The 21525-nt window shown below is 63.3% G+C and carries 19 protein-coding genes; 2 read left to right on the top strand and 17 right to left on the bottom strand.

Going from position 1 to position 21525, the window contains the following annotated elements:
* Positions 1–18 precede the first annotated feature (18 nt).
* Positions 19–762 (top strand): lipoyl(octanoyl) transferase LipB, encoded by a 744-nt coding sequence (gene lipB / locus EN808_RS09875; protein ID WP_135915678.1) that lies wholly within the window; start codon positions 19–21, stop codon positions 760–762.
* A 79-nt stretch (positions 763–841) separates the two neighbouring features.
* On the opposite strand, the gene EN808_RS09870 is transcribed toward lipB, so the two are convergent.
* The 6 genes from EN808_RS09870 to mce form a co-directional block, all read right to left on the bottom strand.
* Entirely contained in the window at positions 842–2092 is a 1251-nt protein-coding gene (locus EN808_RS09870; protein ID WP_135915677.1) for a site-2 protease family protein, read from the bottom strand.
* A gap of 648 nt (positions 2093–2740) precedes the next feature.
* Complete coding sequence (locus EN808_RS09865; protein WP_135915676.1) at positions 2741–3421, bottom strand: ABC transporter ATP-binding protein; 681 nt, start codon at positions 3419–3421, stop codon at positions 2741–2743.
* Positions 3421–4707 (bottom strand): lipoprotein-releasing ABC transporter permease subunit, encoded by a 1287-nt coding sequence (locus EN808_RS09860; RefSeq protein ID WP_127871574.1) that lies wholly within the window; start codon positions 4705–4707, stop codon positions 3421–3423. The genes EN808_RS09865 and EN808_RS09860 overlap by 1 nt, the downstream gene beginning before the upstream one ends.
* A complete protein-coding gene (gene proS / locus EN808_RS09855; protein WP_127871575.1) occupies positions 4704–6032 on the bottom strand; it encodes a proline--tRNA ligase in 1329 nt (442 codons plus the stop codon). Before proS ends, EN808_RS09860 begins: the two co-directional genes overlap by 4 nt.
* 650 nt (positions 6033–6682) lie before the next feature.
* On the bottom strand, positions 6683–6967 hold the full coding sequence (locus tag EN808_RS09850; protein WP_127276486.1) for a DUF1467 family protein: 285 nt from the start codon (positions 6965–6967) through the stop codon (positions 6683–6685).
* Positions 6964–7368, bottom strand: coding sequence for a methylmalonyl-CoA epimerase (gene mce / locus EN808_RS09845; RefSeq protein WP_135915675.1), 405 nt, complete (start codon positions 7366–7368; stop codon positions 6964–6966). Before mce ends, EN808_RS09850 begins: the two co-directional genes overlap by 4 nt.
* Here mce and EN808_RS09840 point away from each other — a divergent pair.
* On the top strand, positions 7367–8359 hold the full coding sequence (locus tag EN808_RS09840; RefSeq protein WP_245525052.1) for an MBL fold metallo-hydrolase: 993 nt from the start codon (positions 7367–7369) through the stop codon (positions 8357–8359). The two genes, mce and EN808_RS09840, sit on opposite strands and share 2 nt — an antisense overlap.
* A 16-nt stretch (positions 8360–8375) precedes the next feature.
* Here the strand turns inward: EN808_RS09840 and EN808_RS09835 are convergent, their stop codons facing one another.
* From EN808_RS09835 to EN808_RS09785, 11 genes are all read right to left on the bottom strand, one after another.
* The gene (locus tag EN808_RS09835) at positions 8376–10046 is read right to left on the bottom strand and encodes a ribonuclease J (protein ID WP_135915674.1); all 1671 of its coding nucleotides are present in this window, start codon (positions 10044–10046) and stop codon (positions 8376–8378) included.
* Between the two features lie 95 nt (positions 10047–10141).
* Positions 10142–10963: a biotin--[acetyl-CoA-carboxylase] ligase gene (locus tag EN808_RS09830; protein WP_127276492.1), complete on the bottom strand. Its 822-nt coding sequence runs from the start codon at positions 10961–10963 to the stop codon at positions 10142–10144.
* A 4-nt stretch (positions 10964–10967) separates the two neighbouring features.
* Positions 10968–12404: an NADH-quinone oxidoreductase subunit NuoN gene (gene nuoN / locus EN808_RS09825; RefSeq protein ID WP_135866586.1), complete on the bottom strand. Its 1437-nt coding sequence runs from the start codon at positions 12402–12404 to the stop codon at positions 10968–10970.
* Between the two features lie 19 nt (positions 12405–12423).
* Positions 12424–13929, bottom strand: coding sequence for an NADH-quinone oxidoreductase subunit M (locus EN808_RS09820; protein ID WP_127276496.1), 1506 nt, complete (start codon positions 13927–13929; stop codon positions 12424–12426).
* Positions 13929–15902 (bottom strand): NADH-quinone oxidoreductase subunit L, encoded by a 1974-nt coding sequence (gene nuoL, locus EN808_RS09815; RefSeq protein WP_135915673.1) that lies wholly within the window; start codon positions 15900–15902, stop codon positions 13929–13931. Before nuoL ends, EN808_RS09820 begins: the two co-directional genes overlap by 1 nt.
* A gap of 10 nt (positions 15903–15912) precedes the next feature.
* On the bottom strand, positions 15913–16221 hold the full coding sequence (gene nuoK, locus EN808_RS09810) for an NADH-quinone oxidoreductase subunit NuoK (protein ID WP_127276500.1): 309 nt from the start codon (positions 16219–16221) through the stop codon (positions 15913–15915).
* A gap of 1 nt (position 16222) precedes the next feature.
* A complete protein-coding gene (locus tag EN808_RS09805; protein ID WP_127871580.1) occupies positions 16223–16843 on the bottom strand; it encodes an NADH-quinone oxidoreductase subunit J in 621 nt (206 codons plus the stop codon).
* Positions 16844–17075: 232 nt separating this feature from the next.
* Entirely contained in the window at positions 17076–17567 is a 492-nt protein-coding gene (gene nuoI, locus EN808_RS09800) for an NADH-quinone oxidoreductase subunit NuoI (RefSeq protein WP_015317346.1), read from the bottom strand.
* Complete coding sequence (gene nuoH / locus EN808_RS09795; protein ID WP_135866582.1) at positions 17567–18610, bottom strand: NADH-quinone oxidoreductase subunit NuoH; 1044 nt, start codon at positions 18608–18610, stop codon at positions 17567–17569. Before nuoH ends, nuoI begins: the two co-directional genes overlap by 1 nt.
* 2 nt (positions 18611–18612) lie before the next feature.
* On the bottom strand, positions 18613–20694 hold the full coding sequence (gene nuoG / locus EN808_RS09790) for an NADH-quinone oxidoreductase subunit NuoG (RefSeq protein ID WP_135915672.1): 2082 nt from the start codon (positions 20692–20694) through the stop codon (positions 18613–18615).
* A 72-nt stretch (positions 20695–20766) separates the two neighbouring features.
* On the bottom strand, positions 20767–21462 hold the full coding sequence (locus tag EN808_RS09785; RefSeq protein ID WP_135915671.1) for an NADH-ubiquinone dehydrogenase: 696 nt from the start codon (positions 21460–21462) through the stop codon (positions 20767–20769).
* Between the last annotated feature and the right edge of the window lie 63 nt (positions 21463–21525).

Raw genomic sequence — 21525 nt, 5'->3', positions numbered from 1 at the left:
TAAGCAAAGCGATACGTCATGACTGAACGCAGCCAGATCGCCACGTCGTTCCTGCCCTTGTCCGGTTCGGCGCCGGTCGAATGGCTGGTCGAACCCGGCCTTACCGCCTATCCCGACGCGCTTGCCTTCATGGAGGCGCGCGCCGAGGCGATCCGCAGCGGAGCTGCCGGCGAGATGGTCTGGCTGGTCGAACATCCGCCGCTCTACACCGCCGGCACCAGCGCCCGCATCGAGGACCTGATCGAGCCGGACCGCTTTCCGGTCTTTTCGGCGGGACGCGGCGGCGAATACACCTATCATGGGCCCGGCCAGCGGGTTGCCTATGTCATGCTCGACCTGAAGCGTCGGCGCGAGGACGTGCGCGCCTTCGTTGCCGCGCTCGAACAATGGATCATCGGCACGCTCGCCGCCTTCAACGTGCGCGGCGAGCGCCGCGAGGACCGGGTCGGTGTCTGGGTGGTGCGGCCCGATCGCCCTACGCTGCGGGACGGTGCGCCGGCCGAGGACAAGATCGCGGCGATCGGCATCCGGCTGCGGCGCTGGGTGAGCTTTCACGGCATCGCCATCAATGTCGAGCCGGACCTCGCCCATTTCGGCGGCATTGTACCTTGCGGCGTGCAGGACCACGGCGTCACCAGCCTCGTCGACCTCGGCCTGCCCCTGACCATGGCCGATCTTGACCAGGCACTGAAATCCGCTTTCGAGGACGTGTTCGGTCCCGCGACGGCCTTGTCCGCCGAAGCTTCGCGCAAGGCCGGCTGACCCTGTCGGTCCGGGAACTGCTTAAGCTGTATTGAGATTCAGGCCAGCCGAGTCGAAAACTGTGGGGTTCCGAGCGCCCTTAGATCAGTTGGGCGGAAGCCCATAGCACGCCGCAGCCATGGATGGCGAACACCGCCAGCAAGGCGCCTGCGATGACGAACCGGTCGAGGGTGCCGATCGGCTCCAGTTCGTGACGCGGCTTCACCCCGCTGCCGACGGTGAGCAGGCTGAGGATCGAAAACACCGCACCGGCCGCCAGCAGGAAGCCCGAGGAAAAACCAGCCCGCCAGCCAAGCGCCAGAAAGGCCGAAAGCAGCGAGAAGGAGGCCAGCGCCAGGACGACCGGCCCCGGGCAGATCTGGCGCAGCACCTGGCCGCCGTCGAATTTCCACACCGGCACCAGATTGGCGATGTTGAACAGGGCAGCACAACCTGCGAGGGCGGCCAGCAGCGCGGCGGCAGCCTTGTGACCCTCGTTGCCGGCAAGCACGCTGGCGGCGATGACGATCGGCACCAGGAAGGCGGAGAACCCCGCCCCCATCAACGCCACGAAGGCCACTTCGAAACGGCTGTTGTAGGGTCGTCCGCCAATGGCGATGCCGCCAAGCAGCGGGATGAAGATCATCCGCGCCCTGCGATGGCCCGTCAACCGGAACGCCGCCATGTGGCCGAGTTCGTGCAATGCCACCACCGACGTTAGGATCGCGGCCAGCGCCAGCCCGCCGAGGTGAAGGCCGAAGAACGGCCACAGCATCAATGCCGACAGCACGGCAAAGCCGACCTGGCTCAGCGGATGCTCGAACCAGCCGCCCTTGCGGTATTGCCCGGTCCTTGCCCAATGCTGCAGCTTGGAAAGCTCGCGGCGCATGGCGAAGTAGCGGAACACCAGGAAGGCGACGCCGCGATACCGGTCGGTCCGGCTGAGCGTCACGCGTGTGCCGCTGCCCTCCGAAACCAGCTCGGCGGTCTCGCCATAATCCTTCCAGAACGAGCCATCGAGCGCGGTATCCTCGATCACCCGCATCGAGAAGCGGCTGCCCTCGACGACATCTTCAAACCGCGCCCTGCGCTCTATCGGCTTGCCGTCGCGGCCTTCCCACGACAGCATGATGCGAGCCACGCCCTCTTCGTCCAGCGGCTGCGCCGACAGGATCTCGCCGGACCAGCCGGCATCGCTGCCAAGCGGCCACAGCGCCTGCCACAGGCGCTGCCGGTCCATTGCCACGATGCGGCTGGACCGGACCGTGCGCAAACCAAGCGGCACGGTCATCAAAAGAAAGATCAGTCCGAGATTGCTGGCCACGAGAATGGCCGTGACGATGGGCGACACCTTGGACGTTGCTCCCTGCCTGGAGACGCACCCTAACGTCGCGGCGGCAAGAAAAGCTTAACGGCGGAGCGGCTTAGGGCCATCGGGAAACAGCGACGGCAGCCGCCGCCAACTCACATGGCTCCGATCCAGATCGCCATGGAAACAAGAAACGCACTCATGCAAACCAGCGAGATGACATCCTGAACCAGATCGGTCATAACTCTCTCCTGTTGTGGATATGTTTCCAATTTGTTCTAATTTTGTTCCAATGTCAATCGCTAGGGGTTAGAGCGATAGGCGGGGAATTTTGCACGGTTAGCGAAAGGTTAATCGTTCGCCACGAGACGATGCTGAAAGCGCGGCGGCGTAGGCTTCCAGTCCTGGAGATCAGGATTAGCGCGCTTGTATTAAAGCGCGGCCGAAGCAATAATTCTTGGGCTGGGGCACTGCCGGGCGATGGATATGGGGAAGTACGGAGGCGCGAATCAAGGTGACCGTTGGCGAAAGCGCATGCGACAAGGCCGCCGGCGACGCCTCTCTCGCAACCTTGTAATCTGGTTGTTCATCCTGGCGACGAGCGCGATATCGTCCACTCTGATCGCAATGAACGCTCACTGGCGATTCTAAGCTACCCCCGCGCGGTACATTCCAGGCGAGAACCGTTCCTTACAGCGGCACCACCTTGCCGTCGGCCAGCGTGACACGCCGGTCCATGCGCGATGCCAGTTCATGATTGTGGGTAGCGATCAGCGCGGCGAGCCCCGATTGCCGCACCAGCGCCTCCAGCGCCTCGAAGACGTAGGAAGCGGTGACCGGGTCGAGGTTGCCGGTCGGCTCGTCGGCGAGCAGCACCAGCGGCGCATTGGCGACCGCGCGTGCAATGGCGACGCGCTGCTGCTCGCCGCCGGACAGCTCGGATGGCCGGTGCGACGCCCGCTTGCCGATCTGCATGTAGTCGAGCAGTTGCGCCGCGCGCTCGCCCGCTTCCTTGCGCGGCAGCCCCTTGATGAGCTGCGGCATCATGATGTTTTCCAGCGCGGAAAACTCCGGCAACAGATGATGGAACTGGTAGACGAAGCCGACATCGTTGCGGCGGATCGAGGTGCGCTCGTCATCGGACAGCCGGCCACAGGCGCGTCCGGACAGGATCACGTCTCCGGCGTCAGGACGCTCCAGCAGGCCCGCCGTGTGGAGCAGCGTCGACTTGCCGGTGCCCGACGGGGCCACCAGCGCCACCATCTCACCGCGCCGCAGCGAGAAGTCGGCGCCGTTCAGGATGGTGAGCTTGCGCGGCCCCTGGACGTAGTGCCGCTCGACGCTCTTCAGCTCGATAATGACCTCGGCCACTACTCGTACCTCAAGGCTTCGACCGGATCGAGGCGGGCCGCCCGCCACGCTGGAAACACTGTTGCCAGGAAGGACAGCGCCAGCGCCATTATGATGACATAGGTCGTCTCGCGCGGATCCATCTTGGCCGGCAACTGGCTGAGGAAATAGAGCTCCGGATTGAACAGCACCTTGCCGGTCATCCAGGAGAAGAACTGGCGGATCGATTCGATGTTGGTGCAGATCAAGACGCCGAGCAGCACGCCGGCGAGCGTGCCCGTCACGCCGATCGCCGCACCCGTCATCAGGAAGATACGCAGGATGGCGCCGCGCGAGGCGCCCATGGTGCGCAGGATGGCGATATCATGCCCCTTGTCCTTCACCAGCATGATCAGTCCGGAAATGATGTTGAGCGCCGCCACCAGCACGATCAGCGTCAGGATCATGAACATCACGTTGCGCTCGACCTGCAGGGCAGAAAAGAAGGTCTCGTTGCGCTGGCGCCAGTCGACCAGGTCGATGGGGCGTTGTGCCGCCTCCTCCACCTTCGGCTTCAGCGCGTCGACATCATCGGGATTGTCGACATAGATCTCGATGGTCTGCGCCCGGCCGTCCATGTTGAAATAGAGCTGCGCCTCGGAGAACGGCATGTAGACGATGGAGCTGTCATACTCCGACATGCCGACTTCGAAGATCGCCGCGATCTTGTAACCCTTCATGCGCGGCGTGGTGCCGAGCGGCGTCACATCGCCGTCCGGCGAGATCAAGGTGATGGTATCGCCGAGCGTCAGGCCAAGATTCTCGGCCATCCGCTTGCCGATGGCGACACCGTCGCCCGTATCGAAGCCGTCGAGCGAGCCTTGTTTGATGTTGCTGGCAACGATGGCGATCTTGCCGAGGTCTTCACCCCGGATGCCGCGAACCAGCGCGCCGCTGCCGCCGCCGACATTGCCTTGCGCCAGCACCTGGCCATCGATCAGCGGAATGGCGTATTTGACCCCGGCCACACCGTTGATGCGGCTGGCGACCTGGGCATAGTCCTCGAGCGGCGAATCGAGCGGTTGCACGATCAGATGGCCATTGACGCCGAGAATGCGCGTCAAAAGCTCGGCGCGGAACCCGTTCATCACGGCCATCACCACGATCAGCGTGGCAACGCCCAGCATGATGCCGAGGAAGGAGATCGAGGCGATCACCGAGATCACCGTCTCCTTGCGCCGCGAACGCAAATAGCGCCACGCAACCGTGCGTTCGAAGATGGAAAAAGGGCCGGCGCCGGCCGATCTCGCTGCCGCCGCCTCGCTCATGCGGCGACACCGAAGCGTTTTTTCGCGTCGGCTATCGGCAGCGTCACGCGCTCGCCGCTCTTGCGATTCTTGATCTCGATCTCGCCGGCGGCCACGCCGCGCGGTCCGACGATCACTTGCCAGGGCAGGCCGATCAGGTCGGCGGTGGCGAATTTGCCGCCCGGCCGCTGGTCGGTATCGTCGTAAAGCACATCCTTGCCGGCGGCGGTGAAGGCGGCATTGAGTTCGTCGCAGACGCGATCGCAGTCGGCGTCGCCCGCCTTCATGTTGATCAGGCCGATATCGAACGGCGCCACCGCTTCGGGCCAGATGATGCCATTCTCGTCGTGGCTGGCCTCGATGATCGCCGCGACCAGCCGCGACGGGCCGATGCCGTAGGAGCCGCCCGAGGCGAAATGATCCTTGCCGTCGGGCCCGGTCACCTTGGCGCCCATCGGCTTGGAGTATTTCTCGCCGAAGTGGAAGATATGGCCGACCTCGATGCCGCGCGCCGAGACCCGGTCGCCTGTCGGAACCTTCTCCCAGGCCGCCTCGTCATGCATCTCGTCGGTCGCGGCGTAAGGCGTCGTCCACGTCTTGACGATATCGGCAATTTCGCCGTCATTGGCGAAGTCGGTGTTCGCGCCGGGCACGGCAAGCGACAGATAATCGCGATGGCAGAAGACCTGGCTCTCGCCTGTGTCGGCCAGGATGATGAATTCGTGGCTGAGATCGCCGCCGATCGGCCCGGTGTCGGCCCGCATCGGGATTGCCTGCAGGCCCATGCGGGTGAAGGTCCGGAGATAGGAGACGAACATCCTGTTATAGGCGGCTCGCGCGCCCTCGAAGTCGAGATCGAAGGAATAGGCGTCCTTCATCAGGAATTCGCGCGAACGCATCACGCCGAAGCGCGGCCGCACCTCGTCACGGAACTTCCACTGGATATGGTAGAGGTTGAGCGGCAGGTCCTTGTAGGACTTGACGTAAGCGCGAAAAATCTCGGTGACCATCTCCTCGTTGGTCGGTCCGTAGAGCATGTCGCGGTCCTGGCGGTCCTTGATGCGCAGCATCTCCTTGCCATAGTCGTTGTAGCGCCCGCTCTCGCGCCACAGATCGGCCGACTGGATGGTCGGCATGAGAATCTCCAGCGCGCCGGCGCGGTTCTGCTCCTCGCGGATGATCTTGCAGACCTTGTCCAGCACCCGCTTGCCCAGCGGCAGCCAGGAAAAACTGCCCTGCCCCTGCTGGCGGATCATGCCGGCGCGTAGCATCAACCGATGCGAGACGATTTCGGCCTCGCGCGGATTTTCTTTGAGGATAGGCAGGAAATAGCGCGACAAACGCATGGACTGGTCCGTGAATGAGAATGGCCACGCCAGAATCGGCGCGGCGCAGGCTTGCTTGCCCCGGCTTCATAGCGATTTCATGACGGAATGGAAACCCGGCCATCCCTATACATCACCCCCTTCCGGCCCGGAATCCCTCGCTTCCGGATCAGTCGGCGCCGACAATGGAACGCGCCGAACGTCTTCGGGTCTAGCCGCCAATTCTTTGCGCGCGTCAATTGCGAACATGCCGCAAAGGCTCTGTCGAACTCGCCTGTTCGTTTCAAAAGCAAAGCCTGCCGCACTATTGTGCAGTGCAACACGAGAATGCCCGTTTCAAGGCAAAATTCTTCGTGACATTTTCATTTCCGTTGGGCTAATGTGCCCCGATAACCGAGAGGGCGGAGAAAAATCTGCCCTCCTACGCGGTCAAAGTCTTGGGAGGATGCGATCTAGGCGCGGTTACTCGCTGCCGCCGGATAACGGAAACAGATCGGACGCGTTTAATTGCAAGGCCTCGTGCCTTGCATTTTTTTTGTGCAATCATCTGGTTAGCGCCGCAAGTTGCAAGGTTGCGTGACCTTACGTCACCAGACGTTCGGCGGCGAAAACGCGGCAGCATCCCAATCAGCATCCGATGCTCGATGTGGTCGAAAGGACTTGCCGGCTCTCTACTTCGCTGGGGTCTGGCCGAAATCCGGCACGATGTGCGGGATGTCGTTGAGGCTGTATCCCAGCCCGTGCGTCAGACCGTAGAAAATGCCCATCAGGATCGCCGTCGCGATGGTGGTGCGGATCACGGCACGCAACATATGCGGCCCGCGCGGCGCGCTCGGAACCGTGCCCAGCGTCACGTCGTGATCATCGTCCTGCGTCTTGACGCTGAACGGCAGAACGGCAAACAGCACCACCCACCAGGTCGCGAAAAACAGGGCGGTGAACGAGACCCAGCTCATGATTGCTCCAGTTCGATCAGCGTACCGAAGAAATCCTTCGGATGCAGGAACAACACCGGCTTGCCATGCGCACCGATCTGGGGATTGCCGTCGCCAAGCACGCGGGCGCCGGCGGCCTTGAGCTGGTCGCGCGCCGCCAGGATGTCGTCGACCTCGTAGCAGAGATGATGCATACCTCCTGACGGGTTCTTTGCCAGGAATGCCGCGATCGGCGAGCCCTCGCCAAGCGGCTCCAGCAATTCGATCTTGGTGTTGCCGACATTGACGAACACCACGGTGACACCATGCTCCGACAAAGCCTGCGGCTCGGTCAGTTCGGCGCCGAGCGTGTTGCGGTAAGCTGCAATGGCGGCAGCCAGATCCGGCACCGCAAGCGCGACATGGTTCAGCCGTCCGAGCATGTGCGAGCTTCTTTCTCCCAGATCCAATGACTGGCGTCATACGTTAAATCAGCCGCGATCAACAGCCATTCGGGAAGCGCGCACTGTCGCACCTGTTCCAACCGATATCGGCGAAGTACAAACGGCAATGTCTGGAATCAGCTCTGCCCGCCCCCGTGTTTTTACCTTCGATCTCGGGTCGTTCAAAGTTGCCGCCTTGCTCGATGCCGTCGACATCAGAGACGAGCTCGCATCGGCCATCGCGGCCGGACAGCCGCCGGCGGCGGTGCTCGAACTCGCGGCCTCGAACTTCATCGACCAGGATCGCTACGAGCATTGCTTCATCCCGACGCTGATCGACACCGGTTCCGAAAAGATCCTGTTCGACACTGGCTGCGGAGATGACGGCGGTTCACTCCCGGACTGCCTGCAAACCCTCGGGCTCGGCCCCGATGACATCAACGTGGTGGTCATCACGCACGGGCATCCGGACCACATTGGCGGGCTGGTCAGGAATGACCAACCTGTCTTCAGCCGAGCGCGATACGTATTCGGCGCGGCCGAATTCGCCTTCTGGACCGAAGGAAATGCGGTGCGCCCGGCCAGGTTGGCCAACCGTGATCTGTTCAGGCGGATTTGCACCGGCCTGGCCGACCGCGCGACATTCATCGCGCCTGGAGACGTAGTGGTGCCGGGCATCACTGCCATCGACGCGGCCGGTCACTCTCCCGGGCTCTTGGCATTCCTGGTCGAAAGCAGCGGACAGCAATTGCTGATCTGGTCGGACGCTTTCCTGCACTATGTCGTGTCCATCCAGCGTCCGGAGTGGCATGCGGATTTCGACGACGACAAGGAAAAGGCAATCGAGACCCGCAAGCGGCTGCTGAGCATGGCTTCCGAGCGTCGCCTGCTCGTCGCCGGCCATCACATGCCGTTTCCGGGCCTGGGCCACGTCGGGCGGATAGGCGGGTCCTTTCGCTGGATTCCGGTCAGCTACCAGCTGAACGTCTGACCAGCCGCCGCCGCCTTCAGCGGGTGACGAAAACCGTCACCAGCGGTTTCTTGCCCCAGGCTTCGTTGGCCGCGCCGCGCACCGCGCGGCGCACCGCCTCCTGCACGAGGTCGAGGTCCTTGCGGCGCTGACGGGGAATCGACTCGACCGCGCCGACGGCCGCATCTATCATCAGGTCCTCGAGCGTCTCGCCTCGGGCATCGGCCTCGGCGACGCCGATTGCCACCAGATCGGGATCGCCGGCCAGCTCGTACTTCTCGTCGAGCACGACATTGACCGCGACATGACCGGCAAAGGACAATTTGCGCCGGTCGCGAATACCCATCGCCTGATCGCTGCCGATCAGATTGCCGTCCTTGTAGACGCGGCCGAACGGCACCTGGTCGATGATGGTGGCGGGACCTGGCGCGAGCCGCAGCATGTCGCCGTCGCGCACCTGCGCCACCTGGCCGATGCCAGAGGTCGACATCAGCGAACCCTGCGCCACCAGATGCGCGGCCTCGCCATGCACGGGAACGCCGATCTGCGGACGCACCCATTCGTACATCTTGCGCAGTTCACTGCGTCGCGGGTGGCCGGAGACGTGTACCAGTGCGTCGCCGTCCTCGATGATCTTGATGCCGAGATCGATCAGGCGGTTCTTGATTTCGAGGATCGCCTTCTCGTTGCCGGGAATGGTGCGCGAGGAAAACACCACCGTGTCGCCCGCCGTCAGCGACACCGATTTCATCTCCTCGCGCGACAGTTTCGCCAGCGCCGCCAGCGGCTCGCCCTGGCTGCCGGTGCAGATGATGACCAGGTTCTCGCGCGGGATGAAGCCGAAATCTTCCTCGGCGATGAACTCCGGCAGCCCGTCCATATAACCAAGCTCGTCAGCCACATCGATGACGCGCTTCAGCGAGCGGCCGAGCACCAGGCACTGGCGGCCAGCATCGCGCGCTGCCCTGGCGATCGAGACGATACGTCCGACATTGGAGGAGAAGGTGGTGACGGCGACGCGGCCCTTGGCGGCCTGGATGACGCCTTTCAGGCCCTCGCCCACCGCCACTTCCGAAGGCGACTCGCCTTCACGCAGCGCATTGGTCGAATCGCAGATCAGCGCCAGCACGCCCTTGTCGCCATAGGCGCGGAACCGCGCCTCGTCGGTCTTGGGTCCAATCGTCGGTTCCGGATCGATCTTCCAGTCGCCGGTATGGATGACGGTGCCGGCAGGCGACGTGATCGCCAGCGACATGGGTTCGGGAATCGAGTGCGCCACCGGAATGGCTTCGATCTCGAAGGGACCGACGGTGAACTTTTCGCCCGCCCGGTAGATCGTCAGCGGGATTTTCGGCGCGCCCTGCTCGCCCTGCCGCTTGGCTTCCAGCAGGCCGGCGCTGAACGGCGTCATCCAGACCGGCGCCTTCAGCCTCGGCCAGGTGTCGAGCAGCGCGCCGTAATGGTCCTCATGCGCGTGGGTGATGATGATGCCGCGCAGATTGGCGAGGTTCTCCTCGATGAAGCGCGTGTCGGGCAGGATCAGGTCGACGCCCGGATGCGCCGCGTCGGGAAAGGTGACGCCGACATCGATGACGATCCACTCGCGCGCGCTCGGCGGGCCGTAGCCGTAGAGGGCGAAGTTCATGCCGATCTCGCCAACACCGCCGAGCGGCACGAAGACGAGTTCGGCGTTGTCCGCTTTCGCCATGATTTTTCCCTTCCTGGCCCTCAGGCCAAGCCGTTAAAGCAATTCCGGCAAAGGTGTCTAACGGTTTTCAGTCCGGAATTGCCCAAAAAACAAAACTAAACCCGCGCGGAAGCGACCGCACCGAAATGAACATCGCCGGCGGCGACCGTCAGAACAGCCCCCTCATCGTCGCGGATCACGAAACGGCAGTCCTCGTCAATGGTCTCGAACACGCCACGCACCACATTACCGTCAATTCTGACAGCAACCTCGCCGCCAAGGCCCGCGGCACGGGCCAGCCAGCGCTTTCTGATCGCGGCAAGGCCTCGTCCTTCGTCCCAAAGGCGGGCATTCTCGCTCCAGGCATCCGACAGCGCCAGAAAAAGCGTCTCGGCATCGCAGGCAGCGCCCAATGCATGAAGCGATGTCGCGGGATAGGGCAAATCCTGCGGGTGCGCCACCACATTGACGCCGATGCCGACCGCCACCGCGAAGCGGCCACCGTCGAGCATTGCCGACTCCAGCAGGATGCCGGCCAGCTTGGCCCCGGACGCCAGCACATCGTTCGGCCATTTCAGCTCGAAGCGGTTCTGTCCCTGGCTCGCGCCGTCGAGGCCTACGGAAATGCGGCCCTTCGGCACCACCGCGTCGAGCGCGTCGGCCAGTGCCAGCCCGGCGACGAAACCGAGCGTCGCGGCAAGGCGCAGTTCGCCGCCGGTGATGACGAGCAGCGTCGCCGCCAGATTGCCTTCCGGCGTTGCCCAGGCCCGGCCACGCCGGCCGCGCCCGCTTTCCTGCTTCTTGGAAACGACCCAGAGCTTGCCGGGGTCGCCGGCGCGGGCATGGTCCAGCGCCAGCGCGTTGGTGGAGCCGACACTGTCATGCGCCTCGAGCCGGAACCCTTCCGACGCCGAGGTTGGAGCCAGCCGAAATGCCATCCCGTCAGAAAAATGTCTTGGCGGCGGCTTCGGCATAGGTGCCGATCGGCCCGCCGATCAGCACATAGAACAGCACGAAGGCGCCACTGACGCCGAGCACGACACGCAATTCGCTGGCCATCGGCACGAAGCCGCCGACCGGCTCGTCGAACCACATGATCTTGATGATGCGCAGATAATAGTAGGCGCCCACCACCGAGGCCAGCACGCCGATGATCGCCAGCGCATAGAGATTGGCGTTGATGGCGGCGAGGAAGACGTACCACTTTCCCCAGAAGCCGGCGAGCGGCGGGATGCCGGCCAGCGAGAACATCAGGATGGTCAGGATCGTCGCCATGACCGGGTTGGTCGACGCCAGGCCGGCGAGATCGCTGATCTGTTCGACATTGCCTTCCTTGCGCCGCATGGCGAGGATGAAGGCAAAGGTGCCGAGCGTCATCACCAGGTAGATCAGCATATAGATGGCGACGCCGCGCACGCCGGCCTGGCTGTTGGCTGCAAGGCCGACCAGCGCGTAGCCCATATGGCCGATCGAGGAATAGGCCATCAGCCGCTTGATGTTGGTCTGGCCAATGGCGGCGAAGGCGCCAAGCGCCATCGAGGCGATCGAGATGAAGACGATGATCTGCTGCCAGTCGGAAGCGATCGGCTTGAACGCGCCCATGGTGACGCGCACGATCAGCGCCATCGCCGCCATTTTGGGGGCCGCCGCCAGGAAAGCCGTCACCGGGGTCGGCGCGCCCTCATAGACGTCCGGCGTCCACATGTGGAACGGCACCGCCGAGATCTTGAAGGCAAGTCCGGCCAGCACGAAGACGAGGCCGAAGACGAGGCCAAGCTGGCGCTCGCCGCCGCCCAGCGCGGTGGCGATCTCCTGGAAGCCGGTGTTGCCGGTGTAACCGTAGACCAGGCTGATGCCGTAGAGCAGCATGCCCGAGGACAGCGCGCCGAGGACGAAATATTTCAAGCCGGCTTCGGTCGAACGCAGATTGTCGCGGTTGATCGCCGCCAGCACATAGATCGCCAGCGACTGCAGTTCGAGGCCGAGATAGAGCCCGATCATGCCGTTGGCCGAGATCATCAGCATCATGCCGAGCGTGCAAAGCAGGATCAGCACCGGATATTCGAACTTGTCGAAACGCTCCGCCTTGGCAAAGCGCATCGACATGATGAGCGTCACCGCCGAACCGACCAGGGCCAGCACCTTCATGAAGCGGGCGAAGGAGTCCTGGATGAAGGCGTGGCCATAGGCGCTGCCCTGCCCTGCGTGAAAGATCAGCCAGGCGCCCGCGATCACCAGCACGGCCACGGCAAGGCCGGTCACCGTACTGGCGGTGTTGGAACGCGAATAGGCCCCAACCATCAGCAGCGCGAGCGCGCCGATGGCAAGGATCAGCTCGGGCGTCGAGAGCGACAGGCTGGAGAGAAGGTCCGGCGTCATGGTTCGCAAAACCCCTGGGTCAGTTCGCCGCCGCGGTCTGCGCGGCGCCGATGGATGCGGTGACATTGGTGACGAGCGACTTGACCGACTGGGCCGTCGCGTCGAAGACGGGTGCGGGATAGACGCCGAAGAAGATGACCAGCACGACCAGCGGATAGATGATCGCCTTCTCGCGGGTCGACAGGTCGAGCAGCCCCTTCAGGCTGTCCTTGGTCAGCGCGCCGAAAATCACCCGGCGATAGAGCCAGAGCGCATAGGCGGCCGACAAGATGACGCCGGTGGCGGCGAAGAACGCCACCCAGGTGTTGACGCGGAACACGCCGAGCATGGTCAGGAACTCGCCGACGAAGCCTGACGTGCCCGGCAAGCCGACATTGGCCATGGTGAAGACCATGAACACGGTGGCGTATTTCGGCATGTTGTTGACGAGGCCGCCATAGGCGGCGATCTCACGCGTGTGCATGCGGTCATAGATGACGCCGACGCAGAGGAACAGCGCGCCCGAGACCAGGCCGTGGCTGAGCATCTGGAAGATCGCGCCCTGCACGCCTTCCTGGTTCATGGCGAAGATGCCCATGGTGACGAAGCCCATATGGGCGACCGACGAATAGGCGATCAGCTTCTTCATGTCCTCCTGCATCAGCGCCACCAGCGAGGTGTAGATGATGGCGACGACCGACAGCGTGAACACCAGCGGCGCGAACATTTCGGACGCCAGCGGGAACATCGGCAAGGAGAAGCGCAGGAAGCCGTACCCGCCCATTTTCAAGAGAATGGCCGCCAGGATGACCGAACCGGCCGTCGGCGCCTCGACGTGTGCGTCGGGAAGCCAGGTGTGCACCGGCCACATTGGCATCTTCACCGCGAAGGAGGCGAAGAAGGCGAGCCATAGCCAGGTCTGCATGTTGGCCGGGAAGCTGTGTGTCAAGAGCGTCGGGATATCGGTGGTACCGGACTGGTAGAACATCGCCATGATGGCAAGCAGCATCAGCACCGAGCCGGCCAGTGTATAGAGGAAGAACTTGAACGAGGCGTAGACGCGCCGCTTGCCGCCCCACACACCGATGATGATGAACATCGGGATCAGGCCGGCCTCGAAAAAGACGTAGAACAGCACAATGTCCAGCGCGCAGAACACGCCGATCATCAGCGTTTCCAGCAGCAGGAAGGCGATCATGTACGCCTTGACGCGCTTCTCGATCGCTTCCCACGACGCCAGGATGCAAAGCGGCATCAGGAAGGTCGTCAGGATGACGAACAGCATGGAAATGCCGTCGACGCCCATATGGTAGGAAATGCCGGAGTCGAGCCAGGCGACCTTTTCGACGAACTGGAAGCCAGCCTGCGAATTGTCGAAGCCGGTCCAGATGAACAGCGAGATGATGAATGTGAACGTCGTGGTCAACAGCGCGATGGCGCGGATGTTGCGGCGTGCGTTTTCGCTGTCATCATTGATGAACAGGATCAGCAGCACACCAACCAACGGCAGGAAGGTGACCAGCGAGAGGATTGGCCAAGCGGTCATCAGAGCATCATCCAGGTGACGAGTGCGGCAACGCCGATCAGCATGGCGAAGGCATAGTGGTACAGGTAGCCGGTCTGCAGCTTGACGACGCGGTTGGTGACGTCGACGACGCGGGCCGAAACGCCGTCAGGCCCCAGGCCATCGATGATGGTCCCGTCGCCGGTCTTCCACAGGAAAGACCCGAGGCGCTTGGCCGGCCGCACGAACAGGAAGTCGTAGAGCTCGTCGAAGTACCACTTGTTGAGCAGGAACGCGTAGAGCCCGCGGTGCCGCCCGGCGAGATCGACCGGCATTTCCGGCGAGCGGATGTAGAACTTCCAGGCCAATGCCAGGCCGATCAGCATGGCGATGAAGGGCGATAGCTCGACCCACAGCGGCAATTCGTGGATTTCGTGCAGGATATGGTTGTCCGCCAGGGTGAACAGCGACGCCTTCCAGAATTCGGCATAGCCCTCGCCGATGAAGGCGCCGTGGAAGATGATGCCTGCAAACAAAGCGCCGGCCGCCAGGATGAACAGCGGCACCAGCATCACCGGCGGCGATTCATGGACGTGATGCATCACCTCGTGGCTCGCCCGCGGCTCGCCGTGGAAGGTCATGAAGATCAGCCGCCAGGAATAGAAGGAGGTGAAGCCGGCGGCGATCACCAACAGCACGAAGGCCAGGCCCGCAACCGAATTGTGCCCGGCAAAGGCCGTCTCGATAATGGCGTCCTTGGAGAAGAAGCCGGCGGTGCCGATGACGGTCACCGGAATGCCGACGCCGGTCAGCGCCAGAGTGCCGATCACCATCATCCAGTAGGTGGTCGGGATCAGCTTCCTCAAGCCGCCCATCTTGCGCATGTCCTGCTCGTCGGAGACGGCATGGATGACCGAGCCCGAGCCGAGGAACAGCAGCGCCTTGAAGAAGGCATGCGTGAACAGGTGGAAGATCGCAGCGCCATAGGCGCCGACGCCGAGCGCCACGAACATGTAGCCGAGCTGCGAGCAGGTCGAATAGGCAATGACGCGCTTGATGTCGTTCTGGACGAGACCGACGGTCGCAGCGAAGAATGCGGTGAAGGCGCCGATGAAGGTCACCACCGTCAGCGCCGAATGCGACAGCTCAAACAGCGGCGACAGCCGCGCCAGCATGAACACGCCTGCGGTCACCATGGTGGCGGCATGGATGAGCGCCGACACCGGGGTCGGGCCTTCCATGGCGTCGGGCAGCCAGGTGTGCAGCGGCACCTGCGCCGACTTGCCCATGGCGCCCATGAACAAGAGCAGGCAGACGACGGTCATCGCCGACTGCTTGTCGAGCGCATGGCCGAGGAAGGTGAGCACAGCGGCACCCTGTGGCGCGCCTTCAGCGGGAATGAACGTCGCCGCATTGGCGAAGATGGTGCCGAGATTGACCGAGCCGAACAGCACGAAGAGGCCGAAAATGCCGAGCGCGAAACCGAAATCGCCGACACGGTTGACGACGAAGGCCTTTATTGCCGCGGCGTTGGCCGATGGCTTCTTGTACCAGAAGCCGATCAGCAGGTAGGACGCGAGGCCCACCCCTTCCCAGCCGAAGAACATCTGCACGAGGTTGTCTGCCGTCACCAGCATCAGCATGGCGAAAGTGAACAGCGACAGATAGGCGAAGAAGCGCGGCCGGTTGGGATCGTGATGCATGTAGCCGATCGAATAGATGTGAACCAGCGCCGACACTGTGTTGACCACCACCAGCATCACCACCGTCAGCGTGTCGATCCGCAGCGCCCAGGAGACGTCCAGGCCGCCGGACTGGATCCAGTGCAGCACCGGCACGATGAACACCTCGCCATGGCCGAAACCGACGCTGAAGAAGGCAACCCATGACAGCACGGCCGCGATCACCAGGAAGCCGGAGGTGATGTATTCGGATGCCTTGGCACCGAGCGCGTTGCCGAACAGGCCGACGATCAGGAAGCCGAGCAGTGGAAGGAAGACGATCGCTTGATACATAGTCGCCCCGTCAACCCTTCATGGTGTTCACGTCTTCGACCGCGATCGAGCCACGGTTGCGGAAGAAGACGACGAGAATGGCAAGTCCGATGGCGGCTTCAGCCGCCGCGACCGTCAGCACGAACAGCGCGAACACCTGGCCGACCAGATCGCCGAGCGCCGCCGAGAAGGCGACGAAGTTGATGTTGACCGCGAGCAGGATCAATTCGACCGACATCAGGATGACGATGATGTTGCGGCGGTTGAGGAAGATGCCGAACACGCCGAGCGTGAACAGAACGGCCGATACGGTCAGATAATGTGCGATGCCGACGACCATCTCAGACTCCTTCGCCCGACTTGACCTTGCGAATTTCCATGCCGGTCGCCGCGGTGCGGCCGACCTGGGCGGCGATCGACTGCCGCTTGACCCCTTCCTTGTGGCGCAGCGTCAGGACGATGGCGCCGATCATGGCAACCAGCAGGATGAGGCCCGAAATCTGGAAGTAGTAGAGGTAGTCGGTATAGAGGATGTCGCCGAGCGCTGCCGTGTTCGAGCGCGCGGCGAGATCCGGGATGGGCTTTGCGACCGTCGCGGCGAGCTTCGGGGCGAATGTGTAGCCGCCCAGCACGATGATCAGCTCCGCCGCCAGGATCAGCCCGACCAGCGCGCCGATCGGCGCGTATTGGAGGGCTCCCTCCTTCATCTCGGCGAAGTCGACGTCGAGCATCATGACGACGAACAGGAACAGCACCATGACCGCCCCGACATAGACGACGAGCAGGATCATCGCCAGGAACTCGGCGCCGGTCAGCATGAACAGGCCGGCGGCGTTGAAGAAGGTCAGGATCAGGAACAGCACCGAATGCACGGGGTTGCGCGACGAAATGACCATGAACGCCGACGCCACCGCGACAAAGGCGAAGAGGTAGAAAAAGGCCGCCTCTAGTCCACTCAGCATTGGGGATCCCCCGGGTTCCTGTCCAAACAGGACACTCGCCCTGTTCGTTGTCTCTGGCTTCGTCGTACCGAAGCCGCGTTGTCCTATCGCATGTTCCGATCGGGTTGAAATACCCGATCGAAAGAAACATGCGACACTTTTGTCTTCCGGAGGATGATCTTGTCCGAAAAGTCTGCAACTTTTCGGGATCACCCTCTAGACGAGGCCCTTCGCCCCGTCCATGCGTCAAATGTCAGCGATAGGGCGAGTCCAGCGAGATGTTGCGCGCCAGTTCGCGCTCCCACCGGTCGCCATTCGCCAGCAGCCTGTCCTTGTCGTAGTAGAGTTCCTCGCGCGTCTCAGTCGCGAACTCGAAATTCGGCCCCTCGACGATGGCGTCGACCGGGCAGGCTTCCTGACAGAAGCCGCAATAGATGCACTTCACCATGTCGATGTCGTAACGCACCGTGCGGCGCGTGCCGTCATTGCGGCGCGGGCCGGCTTCGATGGTGATGGCCTGCGCCGGGCAGATCGCCTCGCACAATTTACAGGCGATGCAGCGCTCCTCGCCATTGGGATAGCGGCGCAGCGCGTGCTCGCCCCGGAAGCGCGGGCTGATCGGCCCCTTCTCGTGCGGATAGTTGATCGTCTCCTTCGGCGCGAAGAACTGGCGCATCGACAGGAAGAAGGCGCTAACGAAATCCTGCAGCAGCAGCGATTTTGCGGCTTGGGAAAGAGCGGACATCACGCAAACCCCGTGATCTTGAGGAAGGCCGCGGTGGCGACGACCATGAACAGCGAGATCGGCAGGAACACTTTCCAGCCCAGCCGCATCAGCTGGTCGTAGCGGTAGCGCGGCACGAAGGCCTTCACCATCGAAATGCCGAAGAACACGAAGCAGACCTTCAGCACGAACCAGATGACGCCGGGCACCCAGGTGAAGGGCGCGAAGTCGAAGGGCGGCAGCCAGCCGCCGAGGAACAGGATGGTGGCCAGCGCGCACATCAAGACGATCGCGACATACTCGCCCAGGAAGAACAGCAGGAACGGCGTTGACGAATATTCGACCATGTGGCCGGCGACCAGCTCCGATTCGGCTTCCACCAGATCGAAGGGCGGCCGGTTCGTCTCGGCCAGCGCCGAGATGAAGAAGATGATGAACATCGGGAACAGGGCCAGCCAGTTCCAGTCGAGGAACGTGTTGGGCAGGCCGAGCCGTGTGCCAATTCCGTCATGCTGCGACAGCACGATATCGCTGAGGTTGAGCGAGCCGGCGGTGAGCAGCACGGTGACGATGACGAAGCCGATCGAGACTTCATAGGATACCATCTGCGCGGCCGAACGCAGCGCGCCGAGGAACGGATATTTCGAGTTCGACGCCCAGCCGCCCATGATTACGCCATAGACCTCCAGCGAGGAGATGGCGAAGACATACAGGATGCCGACATTGACGTTGGCGATCGCCCAGCCTTGGCTGACCGGAATGACCGCCCAGGCCGAGATCGCCAGCACGGCCGAGACCAGCGGCGCCAGCAGGAAGACGCCCTTGTTGGCGCCGGACGGGATGACCGGTTCCTTGAAGACAAACTTCAACAGGTCGGCGAAGGCCTGCAGCGTGCCCCAGGGGCCGACGACGTTCGGGCCCCGGCGAAGCTGCACGGCCGCCCAGATCTTGCGGTCGGCGTAGAGGATATAGGCGACGAAGATCAGCAGCACGACGATCAGCACGACCGACTTCAGAAGGATCAGCAGCGCCGGCAGCACGTAGAAGGAGAAGAAGGTGTCCATGCTTATTCCGCCGCCTGCTTGAAGCCGCTCTTGGCCAGTGCCGAGCATTCCGCCATCACGGCCGATGCCCGCGCGATCGGGTTGGTCAGATAGAAATCCTTGACCGGCGAGGTGAAGGTGCCCTTGTTCAGCCGCCCGCCGAGCTTCGCCACGCTGGCGATATCCTCGGCGTTGCCGGCCGCGACTTGGTCGATGCGGGCCAGATGCGGGTATTCGCCATAGAGCTTGGCACGCAGTTGCGGCAGCGAGTCGAACGGCAGTTTCTTGCCCAGCACGTCGGACAGCGCCCGCAATATGGCCCAATCCTCGCGCGCATCGCCCGGCGCGAAGCCGGCGCGGTTGGTCTGCTGCACACGTCCCTCTGTGTTGACGTAGGTGCCGGACTTTTCGGTATAGGCCGCCGCCGGCAGGATGACATTGGCGCGGTGCGCGCCGGCGTCGCCATGCGTGCCGACATAGACGACAAAGGCGCCGCCGGTCTTGCTCATGTCGATCTCGTCGGCACCGAGCAGGAACAACACATCCGTCTCGCCCAGCATGCCGGCAACGTTCTTGCCACCCTCGCCCGGCACGAAGCCGAGGTCGAGGCCGCCGACGCGCGCCGCCGCATTGTGCAGCACGGCAAAGCCGTTCCAGTCGGCGCGAGCAGCATTCACGGCAGCGGCGAGCCTGGCCGCCTGGCCGAGCACGGCCGCACCGTCGGCGCGCGCCAGCGCGCCCTGGCCGACGATGATCAGGGGATGCGTCGCCTTCTTCAGCGTCTGGAAGAACTTGCCGTTGCCGTCCGCCAGATCCTTGAGCGAGTCCGGCCCGGCGCCCAGTTGTTCGTAGTCATAGCGCGTGTCGCCGACATCGCCGATGACGCCGACCGGCAGATTGCCGAGGCGCCAGCGCTTGCGGATGCGGGCATTGAGCACAGAGGCCTCGAAGCGCGGATTGGCTCCGATGATCAGCACCGCGTCGGCCTGCTCGATGCCTTCGATGGTCGGGTTGAAGATATAGCTGGCGCGTCCGAGCGCCGGATCGAGCGCGGCGCCGTCCTGGCGGCAATCGGTGTTCTTCGAACCGAGCGAAGCCATCAGGAGCTTCAACGCAAAGATTTCCTCGACCGCCGCGAGATCGCCTGCGATCGCGCCGATCTTCTCAGGCGTCGTCTTCGACACCGCGTCCTTGATAGATGCGAACGCTTCGGCCCAGCTCGCCGGAACCAGCTTGCCGTCCTTGCGCACATAGGGGCGGTCGAGGCGCTGCGTGCGCAGGCCGTCCCAGATGAAGCGGGTCTTGTCGGAAATCCATTCCTCGTTCACGGCCTCGTTGACGCGCGGCAGGATGCGCATCACTTCCCGGCCACGGCTATCGACGCGGATCGCCGAGCCGACGGCATCCATGACGTCGATGGATTCGGTCTTGGTCAGCTCCCACGGCCGCGCCTGGAAGGCGAAGGGCTTGGAGGTCAGCGCGCCGACCGGGCAGAGATCGATGACATTGCCCTGCAGCTCCGAGGTCATCGCCTGTTCGAGATAGGTGGTGATCTCGGCATCCTCGCCACGGCCGATCAGGCCGAGTTCGGAAATGCCGGCAACCTCGGTGGTGAAGCGGACGCAGCGCGTGCAGTGGATGCAGCGGTTCATCACCGTCTTGACCAGCGGGCCGATATACTTGTCTTCGACCGCGCGCTTGTTCTCGTGATAGCGCGAGGAATCGACGCCGAAGGCCATCGCCTGGTCCTGCAGGTCGCACTCGCCGCCCTGGTCGCAGATCGGGCAATCCAGCGGGTGGTTGATCAGCAGGAATTCCATCACGCCTTCCCGGGCCTTCTTGACCATCGGCGTGTTGGTGAAGATTTCCGGCGGCTCGCCGTTCGGACCGGGGCGCAGGTCGCGCACGCCCATGGCGCAGGAGGCCTGCGGCTTGGGCGGCCCGCCCTTCACCTCGATCAGGCACATGCGGCAATTGCCGGCGATCGACAGCCGCTCATGGAAGCAGAAGCGCGGCACTTCCGCGCCCGCGTCTTCCGCCGCCTGCAGCAGCGTATAGTGGTCGGGTACAGTGATTTCTTTCCCGTCGACCTTGAGCTTTGCCATTCGCTTCAAACCCCTGCGGATTTCCCGCAATCTCTTTTCCGGTCGCGACCGACGCCGCGCCCGACATTTCGTTTACTTCTTGGCGGCCAGCGCCGCGGCCTGGGCAGTCCAGTCGTCACGGCCGATACGGCCGTTGAATGAGAGATAATCGTCGACCCAGGCGATCTCCTGCGGCGACCATGCGGCGATCTGGGCGTAGGTCCAGATACCCAGGCCGTTCAGCACCTTTTCCAGCTTCGGACCGACGCCCGATATCGCCTTGAGGTCGGACGGTTTCGCCGGCTTCTCCATGGCCTTGGGCTGCCTGAAATCTTCCGGCAGCAGCACATCGGAGGCCTCACCCGCTGCCGGAGCGGCATTCGCGGTCGGCACGATGACAGCGGCTTCCCTGGCTGCGATATCGGTGACCTCCTGGGCGAAGGACTGCGCCTCGGCAATCATGGTCTTCGCCGTCGCCCGCGCCCTGGCGGACGACGAATTCGCGCCCTCGAATTGCTCGACGCGTGCCTCGAAATCCTCGATCAACGGCTGCATGAGCCGATGTGACGCCTCGGCGGCTCCCGAAAGCGCTCCCATCCAGACGCCGAAGGCATGATTGGCGAGCCCCATGCCAAGCGCCGACATCGCCACCGCACCCGCGACAGGATGCGCGAAAAGGTTGACGGCGCTGGCCATCTCCTTCGGCATCATCCTGGTCAGGTCCTGGTTCATCTTGTCGATCTGTTCCAAATTGGGCATCAATGAGTAGGGTGTCGAATACGGCGCCATAGAGTTCTCCTGGTCGTTTCTTCGTCCGCCCCGCCCCGTTTTCTTCCCGAATTCAAAAGTTTC

It is taken from the genome of Mesorhizobium sp. M8A.F.Ca.ET.165.01.1.1, assembly GCF_004792065.1.
Classification (GTDB): Bacteria; Pseudomonadota; Alphaproteobacteria; order Rhizobiales; family Rhizobiaceae; genus Mesorhizobium.
Note: the sequence above shows the minus strand (reverse complement) of the source record. Positions and strands in the feature narration are given on the sequence as shown.